This is a genomic window from Nonomuraea sp. NPDC050404 (assembly GCF_040655495.1).
In the GTDB taxonomy this organism is placed as follows: Bacteria; Actinomycetota; Actinomycetes; order Streptosporangiales; family Streptosporangiaceae; genus Nonomuraea.
The window spans coordinates 162,796-181,188 of sequence record NZ_JBFAKB010000004.1 but is presented as its reverse complement, the minus strand read 5'-3'; the positions used below and the strand labels follow the sequence as shown (position 1 = coordinate 181,188).

Genomic DNA, 18,393 nt, shown 5'->3' with positions numbered 1-18,393 from the left:
CCGATCGGTGTTGGAGAGGGTTCGGTCAGCTATGAGGCCGGGCGTCGGCCCGTCTGCGCAGGAGGCTCGCGAGCCCGACGGCCAGCAGAATGACCGCCCCCGTGGTGAAGTCGTTCCAGTTGATGTCGATGCGGAAGTAGGCCAGGGCGGTCCTGACGACCTCCAGGAGCACGGCTCCGAGCGCCGCCCCCGTGACGCTGGCCCGGCCGCCGTACAGCGGGGTGCCGCCGATGACCGCGGCGGCGATGGCCTGCAGCTCGTACCCGGAGCCGGCGTTGGGGTCGGCGACGCCGAAGTAGCCGAGCGTGAGCGCCCCGGCGATCCCGCCCATGACGCCTGCCAGCACGAACACCTGCAGCCGTACGCGCCGGATGGGGATGCCGCTGAACCGGGCCGCCTCCGGGTTGCTGCCGATCGAGCGGACGCGGTAGCCGAACGGGGTGTGGCTCAGGGTCAGCACCAGGATGGCGGCGGCGATGGCCAGCGCCCAGAAGTTCACGCCGAGGCCGATCAGCTTGGCGCCGAAGAACCTGGAGAACGGGTCGGTCAGCGGCGCGCCCAGCACCTGCTTGCCCTCGCTCAGCCGGTGCGTCAGGCCACGGTAGGTGGACAGGGTGGCGAGCGTGGCCACGATCGAGGGCAGCCGCAGCAGGTCCACCAGCACGCCGTTCACCAGCCCGAGCAGCGCGCCCGCCGCCACGCAGAGCACGGCGGCCAGCCAGGGGTTCAGGCCGGCGCGGATGAGCAGCGCGCCGCACAGGGCGGAGAGCCCGAGCACGGATCCGACCGACAGATCCAGCTCGCGCATGGCCAGCAGGTACGCCATCGCGCACGCCAGCACCCCGACCACGGCCGCCTGGTTGAGCACTTGGGAGAGCTGCCCGAACTCCAGGAACGTGACGTCGCGCACCCCGACGACCAGCACGAGCACGACGGTGGCGACGAGCACTCCGGTGAAGTCCTGCCGCAGCAGGCCGCCCGGGGACGGCAGCAGTTCCCTGACCGCCCGCGCCCTCACGCGCCCACCTCGCGGGCGATTGTCCATAATATTGTCAACCACGACACGTAGGAGGATGGCGTGAGCTCAGGTCCCCCGCCCGGCGAGACGCTGACCGACCGGCTGAGGGCGGCCATACTCGGCGGGGACTTCGTGCCCAACCAGCGCCTGGTCGAGGCCGACGTGTGCGAGCAGTTCGGCGCCGCGCGGGCCGCCGTGCGCGAGGCGTTCAAGGAGCTCGCCGGTGAGGGGCTCGTGGAGATCCTGCGTAACAAGGGGGCGCGCGTCCGGGCGATCTCGAAGGCGGAGGCCGTCGAGATCACGGAGGTGCGGATGGTGCTGGAGGGCCTGTCGGCGGCCAAGGCGGCCGAGCGGGTCACGCCCGAGCAGGCCGGGCGGTTGCGGGAGATCGTCGCCGACATGCGGACGGCCGTGGAGGCGGGCGATCTGGACCGGTACTCGGAGCTGAACGCCGCGCTGCACGCCAAGGTACGCGAGATCGCCGGGCATCGTACGTCGGCGGCGATCATCGAACGGCTGGGGGCCCAGGTCGTGCGGCACAAGTTCCGGCTGGCCAGGCAGCCGGGGCGGGCGGCGGTGTCGTTGCCGCAGCACGAGTTGATCGTGGCGGCCATCGTGGCCCGCGACCCCGAGGCGGCGCAGACGGCCATGCGGCAGCACCTGCGCAGCGTCGCCAAAGCCCTGCAGTCCACCCCGGACTGATGCCCTCCTCCCATCACGCCCCACCCCCGTCAGCCTCGGGAGCAGCCGGAACGGCCGCCGAGCCCGGAACGGTCGGGATGGCCGCCGCGCCCGAGGTGCTCGAAATAGCCGCGCCCGAAGTGCTCGGGATGGTTGCCGTGTCTGAGGTGCTCGGGATGGTTGCCGTGTCTGGGGTGATCGGGATGCCGGTGTGGGTGATCTGGTTGAGGGTGCGGGTCGTGGCCTCGGTCATGGTCGCGGGGACGCCGAGCGCCTCCAGCATGCGCGTGGCGGCCTCCATCTCATGCACGCGCCGCACACTGTGCTGCCCGGCGCCGCGCAGCAGCCGTACCACGAACTCCTCGTCCGCCGCCGTCACCGTCTCCACCAGATGCTCCCAGAACCACTCCCCCAGCCCGGCCGCCTCCGCCGCGCGCCGCGACTCGATGGCCAGCGCGCTCAGCCCCTTGACCAGCACGCTGCGCAGCAGCTTCCTGGCGGCGGCGTCGCCGGGCGAGCCGCCGATGGACGTCACCGACATGCCGTGCTCCCCCGCGAAGGCGGCGAAGCGGTCCGCGTGGGCACCGCTGGCCAGCACGGGGGTCGCCAGGCCGCGCAGCGGGATCGGCGCCATGATCGCGCCGTCCACGACCGCCGCCCCCGCCGGTTCCAGCAGCTCGGCGATCTGCCGCTTGTCGCCGGGCGCGCTGGTGGACAGGTCGGCGTAGAGGGCTCCAGGCTTGACGTACGGGCGGGTCTGCGCGCAGGCGGCGAGGCTGTCGGCGCCGGTGGTCACGGCGATCACGACGTCCGCCCCGCGCACGGCCTCGGCATTGCACCCGGCCAGCACGCAGCCCGCCGACCCGCCCGGCAACCGCACAGCCGACCCACCCGGCGATCGTGCGACCGATTCGTCCGGCGAGCCGGCGGGCGTGCCGTTCGGCGGGTAGGCCGGGTCGTACACGCGCAGCCGCGTGTGCGGTGCGAGGCCGGCGGCGAGGACGCGGCCGACCTCGCCGTAACCGAGTAGCGCCACCTGGGGTCCGTCCATGGGCATCCTCTCCGATCGAGAGCCATATAGTTGACAATATTGTCGATGTTCACTTGCGACTAGGGCGAAAGTTCCGCAGGAATGAGGCGCGAGAGGTGAAACTGTTGACAATCCAGCGGCCAGGCTCTTAGCGTCGGCGGGTGACCTCGGCAAAGACCTCATCCCGGACCCTCTTGGTGGTCAGCGCGCACGCCGGCGACTTCGTCTGGCGGGCGGGCGGCGCGATAGCACTGGCCGCCGCCCGTGGCGAACGCGCGAAGGTGGTGTGCCTCAGCTTCGGCGAACGCGGCGAGTCGGCGAAGGCATGGCGGGCCGGCCGTACGCTGGAGGAGATCAAGGCGATCCGGCGCGAGGAGGCGGAGAACGCCGCCGCGACGCTGGGCGCGGAGATCGAGTTCTTCGACGCGGGCGACTACCCCCTGCTGGAGAGCCCGGAGCTGGTGGACCGGCTGGTGGGCGTCTACCGGGAGCTGGCGCCCGACGTGGTGCTCACCCATCCGCAGGCCGACCCGTACAACGGCGACCACCCCGCCGCGGCCCGCATGGCGTTGCAGGCCCGGGTGCTGGCGCAGGCCATCGGCTACGACGCGCCCGGCGAGCCGCTCGGCGCGCCGCCGGTGTTCTTCTTCGAGCCGCACCAGCCCGAGCAGTGCGACTTCAAGCCCGACCTGCTGCTGGACATCACCCCGGTCTTCGACAGGAAGCGCAAGGCGATGGAGTGCCTGCCCGCGCAGCAGCACATGTGGGACTACTACACCGACCTCGCCAAGCGCCGTGGCGTGCAGCTCAAGCGCAACGCGGGCCCGAACCTGGGGCTGGCGCACGACACCATGGGCGAGGCGTACATGCGGCTGTACCCGCAGGTCACGGACGTGTTGTCGTGAGGAACGTGATCGTCACCGACATCGAGCGCGCCGATCTCGACCGGATCGACGCCCTGGCCGGGTACGGCGTCGCGACCGTGCACGAGGCGCTCGGCCGCACCGGCTACCTGGGCCCCGGGCTGCGTCCCGCCTGGCCGGGGGCACGCACGGGCGGCAACGCGGTCACCGTGCTGAGCTGGCCGGGCGACAACCTGATGATCCACGTCGCGGTCGAGCAGTGCCGCGAGGGGGACATCCTGGTCGTCACCACGACCTCACCGTCCACGGACGGCATGTTCGGCGAGTTGTTCGCGACCGCGCTGCGGCACCGGGGAGTGCGCGGGGTGGTGATCAACGCGGGCGTGCGCGACGTGGCCGAACTGCGCGCCATGGGCTTCCCCGCCTGGAGCGCGGCCGTCAGCGCGCAGGGCACCGTCAAGGCGACCCCGGGCGCGGTCAACGTGCCGATCACGATCGGCGGGCAGCTCGTCAGGCCGGGCGACACGATCGTCGCCGACGACGACGGCGTGCTGGTCTGCCCGAGGCAGGACCTGGAGCGGGGCATCGAGGCGTCCGCCGCCAGGGCCGCCAAGGAGGCCGCCACGCGGGAGGCGTTCGAGAAGGGCGAGCTGGGCCTGGACCGGTACGGCCTGCGCGAGCGGCTGCCCGAACTCGGCCTCACCTACGTGACGGCACGGGAGTACGACGGTGGCCGATGACGGTGAACGATGACGGTGGATGATGACGGTGTGCGCTGCATGCTGATGCGCGGCGGCACCTCCAAGGGCGCCTACTTCCTGGCCGGCGACCTCCCCGAGGACCCCGCCGACCGCGACGACCTGCTGCTGCGCCTCCTGGGCAGCCCCGACCCGCGCCAGATCGACGGGATCGGCGGCGCGCACCTGCTGACCAGCAAGGTCGCCGTGGTGTCCAGGAGCGCCGACCCCTCGGCCGACCTGGACTACGTCTTCCTCCAGGTGGCCGTGGACGAGCCGGTGGTCTCCGCCCGCCAGAACTGCGGCAACCTGCTGGCCGGGGTCGGCCCTTTCGCCGTGGAACGCGGTCTCGTGGAGCCCGGTGACGGCCACACCGACGTACGCATCCGCCTGGTCAACACCGGCGGCACCGCCACCGCCAGTTTCCCGACCCCGAACGGCCGCGTGGACTACCGGGGCGGCACGGCGATCTCCGGGGTGCCGGGCACTGCCGCCGCGGTCCTGCTCGGGTTCGCCGACACCGCGGGCTCGGCCACCGGGCGGCTGCTGCCGACGGGCAACCAGCGGGACATGATCGACGGCGTCGAGGTGACCTGCGTCGACAACGGCATGCCGGTCGTCGTGGCGGCGGCCCGGGACTTCGGGATCACCGGCTACGAGTCCCACGAGGAGCTCGCGGCCGACGCCGGGCTGCGCGAGCGCGTGCAGTCGCTGCGGATCCGGGCGGGCAAGCTCATGGGGCTCGGCGACGTCGCGGGCGAGTCCGTGCCGAAGACCACGCTGGTCGCGCCGCCCAGGGACGGCGGGGCGCTGTGCACCCGTACGTTCATCCCGGTCAGGCCGCACACCGCGATCGGGGTGCTGGGCGCCGTCAGCGTCGTCACGGCGGCGCTGCTGCCGGACGGCGTGGCCGGGCGGCACGCCCGCCTGCCGGACGGCGACCGCTTCGACATCGAGCATCCCACCGGCCACCTGGAGGTCGAGGTGGAGCTCGACCTGTCCGCCGACCCGCCCGTCGCGCTGCGGGCGGCGAACGTACGCACCGCGCGCAAACTCTTCGACGGAACGGTCTACCCACGGGAGAGGAATCCGTGAACGCCCTGCTGCACGACGTCGCCCACCTCGGCCACGTCGAACTGCTCACCCCCGAGCCGGAGCGGAGCCTGTGGTTCTTCACCGAGATCCTCGGCATGACGGCCGCCGGCCGCCACGGCGACTCGGTCTACCTGCGCACCTATGACGACTACGAGCACCACAGCCTGACGCTGACCGCGTACCGCACCTCGGGTCTGCGTGCCACGGGCCTGCGCGCGAGCAGCCAGGAGGCCCTCGACCGCCGGGTGCTGGCGATCAAGGACGCGGGCCTGGGCATCGGCTGGCGCGACGGCGAGCCGGGCCGCGGCCCGACCTACGCCTTCCACGACCCGGACGGCCACGAGCTGCGCCTGTATTGGGAGTCGGAGTGGTACGAGGCCCCGGAGGAGTTGCGCCCGGCGCTGAAGAACCAGCCGCAGTCCTTCCCCGGCCACGGGGTCGGCGTGCGGCGCCTCGACCATGTCAACTTCCTGGCGGCCGAGGCGGCCGCCAGCGGGGCGTTCGTGCGCGACGTGCTCGGCGCCCGCGTGACCGAGCAGATCATGCTGGACAGCGGCCGGATCTCGGCCCAGTGGCTGCACTTCGCGAACAAGTCCTACGACCTCGTCTACACCGACGACCGGTCGGGCTCCTCCGGCCGCCTGCACCACCTCGCGTTCGCCACGAACTCCCGCGAGGACATCCTGCGGGCCGCCGACATCTGCCTGGAGAACGGCGTCTTCATCGAGACGGGCCCGCACAAACACGCCATCCAGCAGACCTTCTTCCTGTACGTCTACGAGCCCGGCGGCAACCGCATCGAGCTGTGCAACCCGCTGACCAGGCTCATCCTGGCCCCCGACTGGCGGACCATCACGTGGACGGAGGCCGAGCGCGCCAAGGGCCAGGCGTGGGGCCTGAAGACGATCTCCTCCTTCCACACCCACGGAACCCCGCCGGTCAGCCCAGCTTGACCGCCCACGTCGGCTGCTCACCGGGAGGGAGCTCCACGAAGCCGGGCAGTTCGCGCAGCGCGTCCTCGGCGCCGCCCGGCGTGTACGTCGCGATGATCCGCAAGGGCCGCCACCCGGTGTTGAACGTCGAGTGCAACGTCCCCATGGGGATGTAGACGGCGTCCCCTGCCTTCACCGCGAACTCGGGATCGTCGCCGACGGTCTGGCGTCCCTCGCCCTCGATGATGTAGAGCACCTCGTCGGAGCCGGGGTGCAGGTGGCGGTCGTGCCCCTTGTTCGGGTTGATCACGACCTCGCCGAACGTGGACGACGCGCCGGGCACGGTGCCCGGGGTGACGTGCCATTTGATGCTGCCCCAGTCGAACAGCATGGTGGGCACGGCGTCCGGTTGGCGGTGCATGACGTGCTCCTTTTCAGAGGGCCTTGAAGGCACGCAGTTGGTCGGCGATGGCGCGTTCGGCGGGCAGGCGCTCCATCGAGGAGGCGCCGAAGAAGCCCGCGATCCCGGTGGTGCGCTCCTGGATGAAGCGCACGTCGTCGGGCTCGGCGATGGGGCCGCCGTGGCACAACACGATGACCTCGGGGTTGACGGCCTTGGCGGCGTCGTGCATCGCCTGGACGCGCACGGCCGACTCCTCCAGCGTGAGCGCGGTCTTGGCGCCGATGCTCCCCTTGGTGGTCAGGCCCATGTGCGGCACGAGGATGTCGGCGCCCGCCTCGGCCATGGCGGTGGCCTCGTCGGGAGTGAAGACGTAGGGGGCGGTGAGCAGGCCGCGCTCGGCCGCGAGCCTGATCATCTCGACCTCCAGGCCGAACCCCATGCCGGTCTCCTCCAGGTTCGCCCGGAAGACGCCGTCGATGAGGCCGACCGTCGGGAAGTTCTGCACGCCGGCGAAGCCCATGGCCTTGAGCTGGTCGAGGAACTGCGGCATGAGCCGGAACGGGTCGGTCCCGCACACGCCGGCCAGCACGGGGGTGTCCCTGACGACCGGCAGCACCTCGCCGGCCATCTCGACGACGATGGCGTTGGCGTCCCCGTACGGCAGCAGCCCCGCCAGCGAGCCGCGCCCGGCCATCCTGAACCGGCCCGAGTTGTAGATGATGAGCAGGTCCACGCCGCCGGTCTCGGCCGCCTTGGCGGACAGCCCGGTGCCCGCGCCGCCGCCGATGATGAGCCGGCCCGCCTTCTGCTCCGCGCGCAGCCTGGCGAGTGCCTCCTCGCGGTTCATGCCGCCCCTTTCTGGATCAGCTCGTGCAACCGGTCGGCGGCGGCCACCGCGAACCGGGGCTGGTTGATGTCGTCCTCGCTCTCCACCACCTGCACGTCGCTGCCCGCCACGGCCCGCAGCACGGCCTCGAAGCAGGCGGTGTCGGCGCCGGGGTCGTGGAACGGGCCGCCTTCGACGTCCACGGCGGAGACGCCGCCGCGCGGCACGAACAACGCGACGGGCCCGGTGGCTGCGGCCAGCTTCGCGCCGATCTCCCCGCCGATCGCGGCGCACTCCTCCACGGTCGTACGCATCAGCGTCACGGTCGGGTTGTGCACCAGGAGAAGTCGTTCCCGGAACCGCTCGGGCACGGTGTCCATCGGCCCGAAGTTCACCATGTCCACCGCGCCCAGGCTGACGACCTGCGGCACGCCCGCGGCCCCGGCGGCGGTCAGGCGCTCGGGCCCGGCCGACAGGACGCCGCCGACCAGTTCGTCGGCCAGTTCGGTGGTGGTCAGGTCGAGGACCCCGGCGAAGTAGCCGCTCGCGACGAGCGATTCCATCGAACGGCCGCCCGACCCGGTGGCGTGAAAGACGATCACCTCGTAGCCCAACTCCTCCAGCCTGGCCCGCGCGGCGTCCACGGCGGGCGTGGTGACGCCGAACATCGTGGCCGCGACCAGCGGCCGGTCCGCGCCCTGCCCGCTGAGGTGATCCGCGGGGGCGCGGCGGCGCTCGTCGTGGTCACGGCGGCGCGCGTGTTCATCGTCCGCTCGGTGGCGCGCGTCGTAGGCGGCGGCCATCGCGCTGATCGCCGCCGCCGCGTTGCCGAGGATCGGGCGCGAGATGGCGTTGATCCCGGCGACATCGACCACGCTGTACATGAGCGTCACGTCGCTCTGCCCGACATAAGGGGAGACGTCCCCGCTCGCCATGGTGGAGACCAGCAGCTTGGGCAGCCCCACGGGCAGAGCCGCCATGGCGACCGCCGCGATCGAGGAGCCGCCGCTGCCGCCGAGCGCCAGCACGCCGCTCAGCCCGCCGCGCTCGTACAGCTCACGGACGATCTTCGCCGCTCCGGCCGCCATAGTCTCCAGGGCCGCGCCCCGGTCACCGGCGTCCCTGAGCCGCGCGAGACTCGACCCACCCGCCTCGGCGACAGCCTCGGCGCTCACATCCGCGGGCAGGGCCGGATCGCCCATGACGCCCACGTCGAGCAGCAGGACCTCCTGTCCCGCCGCTGCGACGAGATCGCGGACATAGGCGTATTCGCTGCCTTTGGTGTCGAAAGTTCCCAGCAGTAACACGGCCATGCTCGACCCTCCTCCTGACCCACGGTGGTTCGCCGCCTCCCAGCAGCCTCCCCCGTGGTGCGGAGAATCACGCCTCGATCGGCACGTGCTCCTTGATGGCCACGCTGGTCAGCGCGAACAGCAACTCCAGGTCCGGCTCGGCGTCCACCACCACGGCCACCCAGGCCCGGTCCTCGCACGCCTGCACCTGCTCGCACGTGCTCAGGTAGGGCGCCAGCCGGTCGATCGCGGGCGCGGTCAGGCGGACCCGCACCTCGTCGGCGCCGGTCAACCGGAGGATCTCGGTTCCGCGTACGGCGAAGCTGGTGCCCCGCCGCCCGTCGCTCACCACCAGGGCGGGCCAGGACCGCAGTTCCGCCACTGCACGGGCCACGTAGGGCCCCCGACGTTCAGCCGCCCGCCGCCCGGCGGTCATACCTGCCACACCTCAATGCTGAGGTATGGGCCTCCTCGGCGTCATCGTCCGTTCTGCAACCGTTATCAGCCGTGCACGATGAGCCAGGTGGCAACGGCCGTGACTGTGGCGGAGCGGTTGCCGATGATGTGCGGGCGGCTGCACGGGAAAGTGATCGAGTCGCCGGCCGCCAGGGTGACGGCCTCGGACTCGAACTCGATGGTCAGCTCCCCCGCCGTCACCGTCCCGACCTCGTATCCCTCGTGCTTGAGGAACTGGCCGTGCGCGGTGGAGACGGCGTGCGGCGGGTAGGTGGACTCGAAGAACTCGACGTCCGGCGTGGGCCCCGGGGACAACCGCCGGAACGTCACTCCCCCGCCGAGCCGGATCGGCGCCACCTCGCCCGCCCGCCTGACGGCCAGCTCCGGTGGCGGCTCCTTCTGCCCGGTCAGGTCGAAGACGGCGGCCAGCGGCGCTCCGATGGCGGACACGTACGCGATCAGCCGGCTCACCGAGGGCCGCATCGTGCCCCGCTCGATCTGCGACACGGCGCTGGCCGAGATGCCCAGCTCGCGAGCCACCGCCCGCAGCGACATGCCGGACTCCGTACGGAGTTCCCGCAACCGCCGGCCGAGCCGTTCGCTGCTGACCGCCTCCAGGTCGTCCATGACCTCCGTCACATGGCTTTAACACGGGCGCAATCGGGGTCACTCTGGAAGGAGTGTTAAGTGATGGCTTAACACCATCCGGCGACCCACCCCCCAAGGATGCCGCACATGACGCAGCCCACTGTCGCCCAAGCCCCGCCCCACGACCCCCGGCTCACCAACGAGGACCTGGCCCCGCTGCGCAAGCAGACGTGGTCGTCGTACAACATCTTCGCCTTCTGGATGTCCGACGTGCACAGCGTCGGCGGCTACGTGACGGCGGGCAGCCTGTTCGCGCTGGGCCTGGCGAGCTGGCAGGTGTTGTTCGCGCTGCTGGCCGGCATCGTCATCGTCAACGTCTTCTGCAACCTGGTGGCCAAGCCCAGCCAGATCACCGGCGTGCCGTACCCGGTGATCAACCGGGCCGTCTTCGGCGTGCTCGGCGCGAACATCCCGGCCATCGTGCGCGGCGCGATCGCCATCGCCTGGTACGGCGTGCAGACGTACCTGGCCTCGCAGTCGCTCATCATCATCTTCCTGAAGTTCTGGCCCGCCTCGGCCGCGCTCAACGAGCCGAGCTTCCTCGGCCTGTCCGCGCTCGGCTACATCTGCTACGCCATCCTGTGGCTGGCGCAGGCGGCGGTGTTCTGGCGGGGCATGGACGCGATCAGGCGGTTCGTGGACTGGGCGGGACCCGCCGTGTACGTCGTCATGGTCGTGCTGGCCGTCTACCTGGTGAGCCAGGCCGGCTGGGAGAACATCAGCCTGGACCTGACCCAGGGCGACAGCCTCGGGTTCGCCGAGTCGATCCCGGTGATGCTGAGCGCCATCGCCCTGGTGGTGTCCTACTTCTCCGGCCCGATGCTGAACTTCGGCGACTTCTCCAGGTACGGCCGCTCGTTCGAGGCCGTCAAACGCGGCAACTTCCTCGGCCTGCCGATCAACTTCCTGTTCTTCTCCCTGCTGACGGTGATCACCGCGTCGGCCACGGTGCCGGTGTTCGGCGAGCTGATCACCGACCCGATCCACACGGTGCAGCGCATCGACACGCCGTTCGCGATCCTGCTGGGCGGCCTCACCTTCGTGATCGCGACGGTGGGCATCAACATCGTGGCGAACTTCATCTCCCCGGCGTTCGACTTCTCCAACGTCAGCCCGCAGCGGATCAGCTGGCGCACCGGCGGGATGATCGCGGCGGTCGGCTCGGTGCTGCTCACGCCCTGGAACTGGTACGGCAACCCCGACGCCATCCACTACACGCTGGGCCTGCTGGGCGCGCTGATCGGGCCGCTGTTCGGCATCCTGATCGCGGGCTACTACGTGTGCGCGCGGCAGCGGGTCTCGGTGGACGAGTTGTTCACCATGCGGACCTCCGGGCGGTACTGGTTCAGCCGGGGCTACAACCCGAACGCGATCTGGGCCACGGTCACGAGCGGCGGGCCCGCCATCGCCTCGGTCCTGGTGCCGAAGTGGGTCACGGCGGCCGATCTGACCTGGCTGGCCGACTACAGCTGGTTCATCGGCTGCGGGCTGGGCTTCGCCGCGATGGTCCTGCTGGAGCGCCGTACGCCCAGAATCGTCCCCGCATGACCCACATCCGGGTGATCAACCCCAACACCGCCCTGGCCATGACCGCCTCCATCGGTCGTTGCGCCAGGGCGGTGGCGTCCCCATCGACCAAGGTCACGGCCGTGAGCCCCGCCATGGGCCCGGAGTCGATCGAGAGCCACTATGACGAGGCGCTGGCCGTGCCGGGCGTGCTGGCGGAGATCGCGGCGGGCGAGCGGGAGGGGGCGGACGCGTACGTCATCGCCTGCTTCGGCGACCCCGGCCTGGACGCCGCCCGCGAGCTGGCCACCGGCCCCGTGATCGGCATCGCGGAGGCCGCCATGCACGCCGCCACGCTGGTCGGCCGGAGCTTCAGCGTGGTGACGACGTTGTCCAGGACGGCCGGCCGGGCCTGGGAGCTGGCGCACAGGTACGGCTTCGCCACCGCCTGCCGGGGCGTGCACGCCTGCGACATCCCGGTCCTGGACCTGGAACGGCCGCCGGCCCGCAAGGCGGTGACCGAGTTGTGCGCGGCGGCGGTCGAGCGGGACGGCAGCGATTCGATCGTGCTGGGCTGCGCGGGCATGGCGGAGTTCTGCGCGGAGGTGTCACGCGCGACGGGCGTGCCGGTGATCGACGGGGTGGGCGCGGCGACCAGGTTCGCCGAGTCGCTGGTGGCCCTCGGCCTGCGGACGAGCACGCGCGGCGAGTACGCCAGGCCGCTTCCCAAGCGTTACTCCGGTTTACTGCGCGATTTCACGATCTGAGCGAGATGTATTGACTGCCTGCGCAGGTTGGGGATAACGTCGGCCCATAACTAAAAGGAAACTTTCCTAATAGTTTCCAAAGGCATCCCGACCCCCCGTACACCCCCCAACCGGATGTCGGAGCATCATGAGACACACCATCCTGAGCAAGATCCTCGCCGGGCTGGCGGCCTTAGTGCTGCCCCTGACCGCCATCGTCGCGGCCCCGACCGGGGCCGCCGCCTCGGTCGTGCGGGTCGCCGCGGCCGACTGGGCGCCCTGGACGGCCTATGCCACGGGCGCGCAGGTCACCTACAACGGAGTCACCTACCAGTGCCTGCAGGGGCACACCTCCCAGCCCGGCTGGGAGCCCCCGAACGTGCCCGCCCTGTGGAAGGTCACGACCGGCGGCGGCACCGACACCACCGCGCCCAGCGTCCCCGGCAACCTGCGCTCGACCGGGGTCACCAACACCAGCGTCACCCTGGCCTGGAACGCCTCGACCGACAACGTGGCCGTCACCGGCTACGAGATCTACCGCGGCGGCACCCTCGTCACCACCGTCACCGGCACCACCCACACCGACACCGGCCTGACCGCCAGCACCGCCTACAACTACACCGTCCGCGCCCGCGACGCCGCCGGCAACCGCTCCGCCAACAGCAACAGCGTCACGGCGACCACCACGGGCGGCGGCGGCACGGACACCAGCCCGCCGACCGTGCCGGGCAACCTGCGCTCGACCGGCGTGACGAACAACAGCGTCTCCCTGGCCTGGAACGCCTCCACCGACAACGTGGCCGTCACCGGCTACGAGATCTACCGCGGCGGCACCCTCGTCACCACCGTCACCGGCACCACCCACACCGACACCGGCCTGACCGCCAGCACCGCCTACAGCTACACCGTCCGCGCCCGCGACGCCGCCGGCAACCGCTCCGCCAACAGCAACAGCGTCACCGCCACGACCACGGGCGGCAACGGCGGCGGCGGTAACAAGGTGCTCGGATACTTCGTGCAGTGGGGCGTCTACCAGCGCGGCTACCACGTCAAGAACATCGACACCAGCGGCTCCGCGGCCAAGATGACGCACATCAACTACGCCTTCGGCAACGTGCAGAACGGCCAGTGCACGATCGGCGACAGCTACGCCGACTACGACCGCTTCTACCAGGCGGGCGAGAGCGTGGACGGCGTCGCCGACACCTGGGACGCCGGCGCGCTGCGCGGCAACTTCAACCAGCTGCGCAAGCTCAAGCAGAAGCACCCGCACCTGAAGGTGCTCTTCTCCTTCGGCGGCTGGACCTGGTCCGGCGGCTTCGGCCAGGCCGCGCAGAACCCGGCCGCCTTCGCCGAGTCCTGCTACCGGCTGGTGGAGGACCCGCGCTGGGCGGACGTGTTCGACGGCATCGACCTCGACTGGGAGTACCCGAACGCCTGCGGCCTGACCTGCGACACCAGTGGCCCGGCCGCGTTCAGGAACGTCATGTCGGCGATGCGCGCCCGCTTCGGCTCCGGCAACCTGGTCACCGCCGCGATCACCGCCGACGGCACCAACGGCGGCAAGATCGACGCGGCCGACTACGGCGGCGCGGCGCAGTACGTGGACTGGTACAACGTCATGACCTACGACTTCTTCGGCGCGTGGGCGCCGCAGGGTCCGACGGCTCCGCACTCGCCGCTCAACAGCTACACCGGCATCCCGATCGCCGGCTTCCACTCCGACTCCGCGATCCAGAAGCTCAAGAGCAAGGGCATCCCGGCGAGCAAGCTGCTGCTCGGCATCGGCTTCTACGGCCGCGGCTGGACCGGGGTGAGCCAGGCGGCGCCGGGCGGCACGGCCAGCGGGGCCGCGCCGGGCACGTACGAGGCGGGCATCGAGGACTACAAGGTGCTCAAGACGCGCTGCCCGGCCACCGGGACGGTCGCGGGCACGGCGTACGCGCACTGCGGCAACCAGTGGTGGAGCTACGACACGCCGTCCACGATCGGCGGCAAGATGAGCTACTCGAAGAACCAGGGCCTCGGCGGCGCGTTCTTCTGGGAGCTCAGCGGCGACACGACCAACGGTGAGCTGGTCACCGCCATGAAGAGCGGCCTGGGCTGACCCGGGCTTGGGCCGGCCTTCCGCGCCTGGGGGCCGGCCCTTTTCACTTCACCCCAGCTCGGCCACCTGCCCGGCGGTCAGCGTCACGCTCGAGGCCCCCAGGTTCTCCTCCAGGTGGGCGATCGAGGAGGTGCCGGGGATCGGCAACATCATCGGGGAGCGCGCCAGCAACCAGGCCAGGCTGACCTGCGCGGGCGTGGCCCCGGTGGCCTTGGCCACATGCTCCACCGGACTGCCGGGACCGGCCAGGGCGCCCTTGGAGATGGGGCTGAAGGGGATGAAGACGATCCCCTGCTCCTCGCAGTGCTCCAGCACCTGCTCCGAGACGCGGTTGCTGAAGCTGTAGCGGTTCTGCACGGAGACGATCGGGGCGGTGCGCCGCGCCCGCTCCAGCTCCTCGACGCTCACCTCCGACAGGCCGATGTTCGCGATCTTGCCTTCGTCGCTGAGCGCCTTCAGCTCGCCGATCTGGTCCTCCAGCGGCACCAGCGGGTCGATGCGGTGCAACTGCAGCAGGTCCAGCCGCTCGACGCCGAGCCTGCGCAGGCTCATCTCGACCTCCTGCCGCAGGTACTCGGGGCGTCCCACGGCGTGCCACTGGCTCGGCCCCGTGCGTACGAACCCGGCCTTGGTCGCGATCAGCAGCCCCTCCGGATAGGGCTGCAGGGCCTCACGGATCAGCTCCTCGTTGATGTACGGCCCGTACGAGTCGGCCGTGTCGATGAAGTTCACCCCCAGCTCCACCACCCGGCGCAGCACCCTGATCGCCTCGTCGCGGTCCCGGGGCGGCCCCCAGACGCCCGGCCCCGTCAGGCTCATGGCCCCGTAGCCCAGCCGGTGCACGGTCTTGCCGCCGATGGTCAGCGTGCCGGTGGACGGGAGCGAGATGGACATGCGGTTCCTCACCTTGCGACGTTCGGAGTCCGTGATGCAACGGATATGCGGTCAATCTTCCCTATCACGTGGCTGATGAATACGTTTCGTGTCACGCGCGCATTTTCACCTGGTTCACCTTCCACGTTTCGAGGTGCAGCAGTATGCGTTCCCACTTACGCAAGAGCGTGATCGGCGCCATCACGGCCGCCGCCGTAGTCCTCGCCCCGATCGCCTTCGCCTCCCCCGCGGACGCGCACGGCTCCAAGGATTCGGTACGCCAGCTCGTCAAGGCCGTCTCCGGCAAGAACGTCAAGAAACATCTGTGGGCGTTGCAGGCGATCGCCAAACTGAACGACGACACCCGCGTCTCCGGCACCCGCGGCTTCGACCTCTCCCGCGACTACGTGGCGTACCTGCTGCGCCGCGCCGGATACGACGTGACCATCCAGCCGTTCGAGTTCACCTTCGACGGCTACATCACCCCGCCGGTGTTCAAGCGGACCAGCGGGACGCAGAAGACCTACACCTACGGGTTCTTCAGCGACTACGTCGCCATGCAGGACTCCCCGGCCGGCGCCGTCAGCGGCACGCTTCAGGCGGTGGACCTCGTGCTGCCGCCCGGTCCCGTGGCCAACAGCTCCAGCTCGGGATGTGAGGCGGCCGACTTCGCCGGGTTCACTGCCGGGAACATCGCGCTGATGCAGCGCGGCACCTGCAGCTTCCGGATCAAGGTGGACAACGCCATCGCCGCCGGGGCCTCGGCGGCCGTGGTGTTCAACGAGGGGCAGGAGGGCCGTACCGAGATCGACCTGAACCCGACCCTCGGCGGGCCCGGCGTGACGATCCCCTCCTTCTTCACCAGCTTCGCGGTGGGCAACGAACTGGCCGCGACGGCGGGCACCACGGTGCAGATGAACTGGGACCCGATCGTGGAGACCAGGACCACCTACAACGTGATCGCGCAGAGCAGGAAGGGCAACCCGGACAACGTCGTCATGCTCGGGGCGCACCTGGACAGCGTCCAGGAGGGGCCCGGCATCAACGACAACGGCTCGGGCACGGCCGGCATCCTCGAAGTGGCGCTGCAGATGGCCAGGAGCAAGCCGAAGAACCAGATGCGCTTCGCCTTCTGGGGCGCGGAGGAGTTCGGGCTGCTCGGCTCCCAGCACTACGTGAACGCGCTGACGCCGGAGGAGCGGGCCAAGATCACCCTCTACCTGAACTTCGACATGATCGCCTCGCCGAACTACACGTTCGGGATCTACGACGGTGACGGGGACGCGTTCGGCACCGCCGGGCCTCCCGGGTCGGACGTGATCGAGGAGGACTTCGAGAAGTTCTTCGCCAACCGTGGTCAGCCCTTCACCGCCACGGCCTTCACCGGGCGCTCGGACTACGGGCCGTTCATCGCCGTCGGCATCCCGTCCGGCGGGCTGTTCACCGGGGCCGAGGTGCTCAAGACCGAGGAGGAGGCGGCGATCTTCGGCGGCACGGCCGGGATCCCGCTCGACCCGTGCTACCACAGCGTCTGCGACACCATCAGGAACGTCAACGACAAGGCGCTGGACGTGAACTCCGACGCGATCGCGACGCTGGCGGGCACGTACGCCTTCAACACCGGCACAATCGGCACCACCCCACCCGCCCCGGCATCCCGCACCACCGACACCCACACCCACAAGCCCGCCGACTCGGCAAGCTGACCCGCTCACGTGGCGCCCGCACCAGGACGGGCGCCACACCCGCCGCACTCCGGCTGAGGTCCTTCGGGGGAAGTGCGGCGGGGCCATCCGGGGGGAGGTCAGGTGGTGGGGGGCTGGTGGCCGAAGCGGGTTGGTTTCGGGCCGCGCAGGCGGACCTCCGGGTCGGGCATCGCCTGCTCGCGGCCCTCCTGCGGCACCGCGGCCTCGATGACCGCCGAGTCCCCCTCGGCCTCGGCGATCCGGGCCACGAGCCGCTCCCGCAGCCCCGCCGCCACCTCCGCGTGCGAGGCGTACCCCGCCAGGTTGACCAGCTCGTGCGGGTCGTTCTCCAGGTCGTACAGGGCCTGCTCCCGGTAGACGGGCGCGCTCGCGTCATCCCAGGGGTGGGCGTCCTCGGCGACGGCGTAGTACTTCCACCGGGACGTACGGATCCCGCGCCCCACCTCGGACTCGCTCACCTGGAAGAACACCTCCGAGGGCCACTCGGAGGCGGGATCGCGTACCAGCGGCAGGAACGAGCGGCCCTGCATCGGCGCGGGCACCGGCAGCCCGGCCGCCTCCAGCAGCGTGGGCGGCAGGTCGAGGGTGCTGACCGGGCGGGAGATCGCGCCGCCGCCGTCGAAGCCGGGACCGCGCAGCGCCAGCGGCACGCGCAGGGACGCGTCATGGCAGGAGCGCTTGTACTCGCCGTTGCGGGTCTTGAAGTGGTTTCCGTGGTCGGAGGTGTAGGCCACGATCGTGTCGTCCAGCAGGTCCATGCTGCGCAGCGCGTCCAGCAGCCGGCCCAAACCCTCGTCCAGGCGCTTGACCTGGCCCAGGTAGCCGCCCATGTGCCGGTGGGCGGTGCCGCCGAGCGCGGCCAGGTCCGGCGGCATCCAGCGGCCCTGGTAGCGCTCCTCGTAGCCGTCGGGGGCCGGGTAGTTGTCCACCTCGTTCTGGTGGTGCGGCTCCAGCAGCGACAGGAACAGGTAGAACGGCTCGTCGGCGTGGTCGGCGACGTACCGGATGGCCGCGTCCACGAGCGCGTCGGAGCGGTAGCCGGGCAGCAGGACGGGGTCGTTCGCCTCGTCGAAGACGACCGTACGGTAAGCGTCCGAGGTGTGTTCGAGGGCGTTGGCCGCCAGCCACGACTGGTAGCCGCCGCGCCGGTCCTCGGGCACGGGCTCGGTGCCGCCCAGGTGCCACTTGCCGATGTAGCCGGTGGCGTAGCCGGCCGCGCCGAAGTGGTGGGCCAGCGTACGCTCCTCGGGCGGCAGCACGCGGCCGTTGCGGTAGACGCCGGTCGTGGTCGGGTAGCGGCCCGTCTGCAGCGCCGCACGGGCGGGGGCGCACACCGGCTGCGGGGTGAGCGCGACCGTGGCCTGCGTGCCGTGCCTGGCCATTCTGTCGAGGTTCGGGGTGAAGGGGCCGACGGTGTCCCACCGCTGCTGGTCGGTGAAGACGACGATCACGTTCGGGCGCAAAACAGCAGGCT

18 protein-coding genes are annotated in these 18,393 nt (G+C 70.9%); 9 read left to right on the top strand and 9 right to left on the bottom strand.

Annotation, left to right across the window (positions count from 1 at the left end; genetic code table 11):
- Positions 1–25 precede the first annotated feature (25 nt).
- Complete coding sequence (locus AB0I81_RS12430) at positions 26–1,018, bottom strand: ABC transporter permease (RefSeq protein WP_360654418.1); 993 nt, start codon at positions 1,016–1,018, stop codon at positions 26–28.
- 60 nt (positions 1,019–1,078) lie between these two features.
- Between AB0I81_RS12430 and AB0I81_RS12425 the strand changes: the two genes are divergently transcribed.
- The gene (locus AB0I81_RS12425) at positions 1,079–1,720 is read left to right on the top strand and encodes a GntR family transcriptional regulator (RefSeq protein ID WP_360654415.1); all 642 of its coding nucleotides are present in this window, start codon (positions 1,079–1,081) and stop codon (positions 1,718–1,720) included.
- Positions 1,721–1,733: 13 nt separating this feature from the next.
- Here AB0I81_RS12425 and AB0I81_RS12420 read toward each other — a convergent pair whose 3' ends face one another.
- Positions 1,734–2,750, bottom strand: coding sequence for a DUF1932 domain-containing protein (locus tag AB0I81_RS12420; protein ID WP_360654412.1), 1,017 nt, complete (start codon positions 2,748–2,750; stop codon positions 1,734–1,736).
- A 140-nt stretch (positions 2,751–2,890) separates the two neighbouring features.
- On the opposite strand from AB0I81_RS12420, the gene AB0I81_RS12415 reads away from it, so the two are divergent.
- Genes AB0I81_RS12415 through AB0I81_RS12400 form a run of 4 tightly spaced genes read left to right on the top strand, consistent with a single transcriptional unit; the run spans position 2,891 to position 6,377 of the window.
- Positions 2,891–3,634, top strand: a complete 744-nt coding sequence (locus tag AB0I81_RS12415; RefSeq protein WP_360654409.1) for a PIG-L deacetylase family protein — start codon at positions 2,891–2,893, stop codon at positions 3,632–3,634.
- Complete coding sequence (locus AB0I81_RS12410) at positions 3,631–4,332, top strand: 4-carboxy-4-hydroxy-2-oxoadipate aldolase/oxaloacetate decarboxylase (RefSeq protein WP_360654406.1); 702 nt, start codon at positions 3,631–3,633, stop codon at positions 4,330–4,332. The genes AB0I81_RS12415 and AB0I81_RS12410 overlap by 4 nt, the downstream gene beginning before the upstream one ends.
- A 9-nt stretch (positions 4,333–4,341) precedes the next feature.
- The gene (locus AB0I81_RS12405; protein WP_360654403.1) at positions 4,342–5,424 is read left to right on the top strand and encodes a 4-oxalomesaconate tautomerase; all 1,083 of its coding nucleotides are present in this window, start codon (positions 4,342–4,344) and stop codon (positions 5,422–5,424) included.
- Positions 5,421–6,377 carry a catechol 2,3-dioxygenase gene (locus AB0I81_RS12400; protein WP_360654400.1) on the top strand — a complete coding sequence of 319 codons (957 nt, stop codon included), beginning with the start codon at positions 5,421–5,423 and terminating at the stop codon, positions 6,375–6,377. The genes AB0I81_RS12405 and AB0I81_RS12400 overlap by 4 nt, the downstream gene beginning before the upstream one ends.
- Here the strand turns inward: AB0I81_RS12400 and AB0I81_RS12395 are convergent.
- The 5 genes from AB0I81_RS12395 to AB0I81_RS12375 all read right to left on the bottom strand — a co-directional run bounded on the left by AB0I81_RS12395 (position 6,364) and on the right by AB0I81_RS12375 (position 9,960).
- The gene (locus tag AB0I81_RS12395) at positions 6,364–6,777 is read right to left on the bottom strand and encodes a cupin domain-containing protein (protein ID WP_360654398.1); all 414 of its coding nucleotides are present in this window, start codon (positions 6,775–6,777) and stop codon (positions 6,364–6,366) included. The two genes, AB0I81_RS12400 and AB0I81_RS12395, sit on opposite strands and share 14 nt — an antisense overlap.
- A gap of 13 nt (positions 6,778–6,790) precedes the next feature.
- A complete protein-coding gene (locus AB0I81_RS12390; protein WP_360654395.1) occupies positions 6,791–7,606 on the bottom strand; it encodes a phosphoenolpyruvate hydrolase family protein in 816 nt (271 codons plus the stop codon).
- A complete protein-coding gene (locus AB0I81_RS12385; protein ID WP_360654392.1) occupies positions 7,603–8,898 on the bottom strand; it encodes a Tm-1-like ATP-binding domain-containing protein in 1,296 nt (431 codons plus the stop codon). The genes AB0I81_RS12390 and AB0I81_RS12385 overlap by 4 nt, the downstream gene beginning before the upstream one ends.
- A gap of 67 nt (positions 8,899–8,965) precedes the next feature.
- A complete protein-coding gene (locus tag AB0I81_RS12380) occupies positions 8,966–9,271 on the bottom strand; it encodes a luciferase family protein (RefSeq protein WP_360654389.1) in 306 nt (101 codons plus the stop codon).
- Positions 9,272–9,378: 107 nt separating this feature from the next.
- Positions 9,379–9,960 (bottom strand): XRE family transcriptional regulator, encoded by a 582-nt coding sequence (locus tag AB0I81_RS12375; protein ID WP_360654386.1) that lies wholly within the window; start codon positions 9,958–9,960, stop codon positions 9,379–9,381.
- Positions 9,961–10,068: 108 nt separating this feature from the next.
- Between AB0I81_RS12375 and AB0I81_RS12370 the strand changes: the two genes are divergently transcribed.
- The 3 genes from AB0I81_RS12370 (at position 10,069) to AB0I81_RS12360 (ending at position 14,340) form a co-directional block, all read left to right on the top strand.
- On the top strand, positions 10,069–11,529 hold the full coding sequence (locus AB0I81_RS12370) for an NCS1 family nucleobase:cation symporter-1 (protein WP_360654383.1): 1,461 nt from the start codon (positions 10,069–10,071) through the stop codon (positions 11,527–11,529).
- Positions 11,526–12,254: an aspartate/glutamate racemase family protein gene (locus AB0I81_RS12365; protein ID WP_360654380.1), complete on the top strand. Its 729-nt coding sequence runs from the start codon at positions 11,526–11,528 to the stop codon at positions 12,252–12,254. The genes AB0I81_RS12370 and AB0I81_RS12365 overlap by 4 nt, the downstream gene beginning before the upstream one ends.
- A 127-nt stretch (positions 12,255–12,381) precedes the next feature.
- Positions 12,382–14,340, top strand: coding sequence for a glycosyl hydrolase family 18 protein (locus tag AB0I81_RS12360; protein ID WP_360654377.1), 1,959 nt, complete (start codon positions 12,382–12,384; stop codon positions 14,338–14,340).
- A gap of 48 nt (positions 14,341–14,388) precedes the next feature.
- Here AB0I81_RS12360 and AB0I81_RS12355 read toward each other — a convergent pair whose 3' ends face one another.
- On the bottom strand, positions 14,389–15,234 hold the full coding sequence (locus AB0I81_RS12355; RefSeq protein ID WP_360654374.1) for an aldo/keto reductase: 846 nt from the start codon (positions 15,232–15,234) through the stop codon (positions 14,389–14,391).
- 143 nt (positions 15,235–15,377) lie between these two features.
- On the opposite strand from AB0I81_RS12355, the gene AB0I81_RS12350 reads away from it, so the two are divergent.
- Entirely contained in the window at positions 15,378–16,919 is a 1,542-nt protein-coding gene (locus tag AB0I81_RS12350; protein WP_360654370.1) for a M28 family metallopeptidase, read from the top strand.
- Positions 16,920–17,017: 98 nt separating this feature from the next.
- Here AB0I81_RS12350 and AB0I81_RS12345 read toward each other — a convergent pair whose 3' ends face one another.
- Positions 17,018–18,382 carry a sulfatase-like hydrolase/transferase gene (locus tag AB0I81_RS12345; RefSeq protein ID WP_360654367.1) on the bottom strand — a complete coding sequence of 455 codons (1,365 nt, stop codon included), beginning with the start codon at positions 18,380–18,382 and terminating at the stop codon, positions 17,018–17,020.
- Between the last annotated feature and the right edge of the window lie 11 nt (positions 18,383–18,393).

Bases quoted from the DNA above. Each gene is read 5' to 3' on its own strand.
- AB0I81_RS12420 (WP_360654412.1), bottom strand. From the start codon at position 2,750: ATGGACGGACCCCAGGTGGCGCTACTCGGTTACGGCGAGGTCGGCCGC.
- AB0I81_RS12405 (WP_360654403.1), top strand. From the start codon at position 4,342: ATGACGGTGGATGATGACGGTGTGCGCTGCATGCTGATGCGCGGCGGC.
- AB0I81_RS12395 (WP_360654398.1), bottom strand. From the start codon at position 6,777: ATGCACCGCCAACCGGACGCCGTGCCCACCATGCTGTTCGACTGGGGC.
- AB0I81_RS12390 (WP_360654395.1), bottom strand. From the start codon at position 7,606: ATGAACCGCGAGGAGGCACTCGCCAGGCTGCGCGCGGAGCAGAAGGCG.
- AB0I81_RS12385 (WP_360654392.1), bottom strand. From the start codon at position 8,898: ATGGCCGTGTTACTGCTGGGAACTTTCGACACCAAAGGCAGCGAATAC.
- AB0I81_RS12375 (WP_360654386.1), bottom strand. From the start codon at position 9,960: ATGGACGACCTGGAGGCGGTCAGCAGCGAACGGCTCGGCCGGCGGTTG.
- AB0I81_RS12370 (WP_360654383.1), top strand. From the start codon at position 10,069: ATGACGCAGCCCACTGTCGCCCAAGCCCCGCCCCACGACCCCCGGCTC.
- AB0I81_RS12365 (WP_360654380.1), top strand. From the start codon at position 11,526: ATGACCCACATCCGGGTGATCAACCCCAACACCGCCCTGGCCATGACC.
- AB0I81_RS12360 (WP_360654377.1), top strand. From the start codon at position 12,382: ATGAGACACACCATCCTGAGCAAGATCCTCGCCGGGCTGGCGGCCTTA.
- AB0I81_RS12355 (WP_360654374.1), bottom strand. From the start codon at position 15,234: ATGTCCATCTCGCTCCCGTCCACCGGCACGCTGACCATCGGCGGCAAG.
- AB0I81_RS12350 (WP_360654370.1), top strand. From the start codon at position 15,378: ATGCGTTCCCACTTACGCAAGAGCGTGATCGGCGCCATCACGGCCGCC.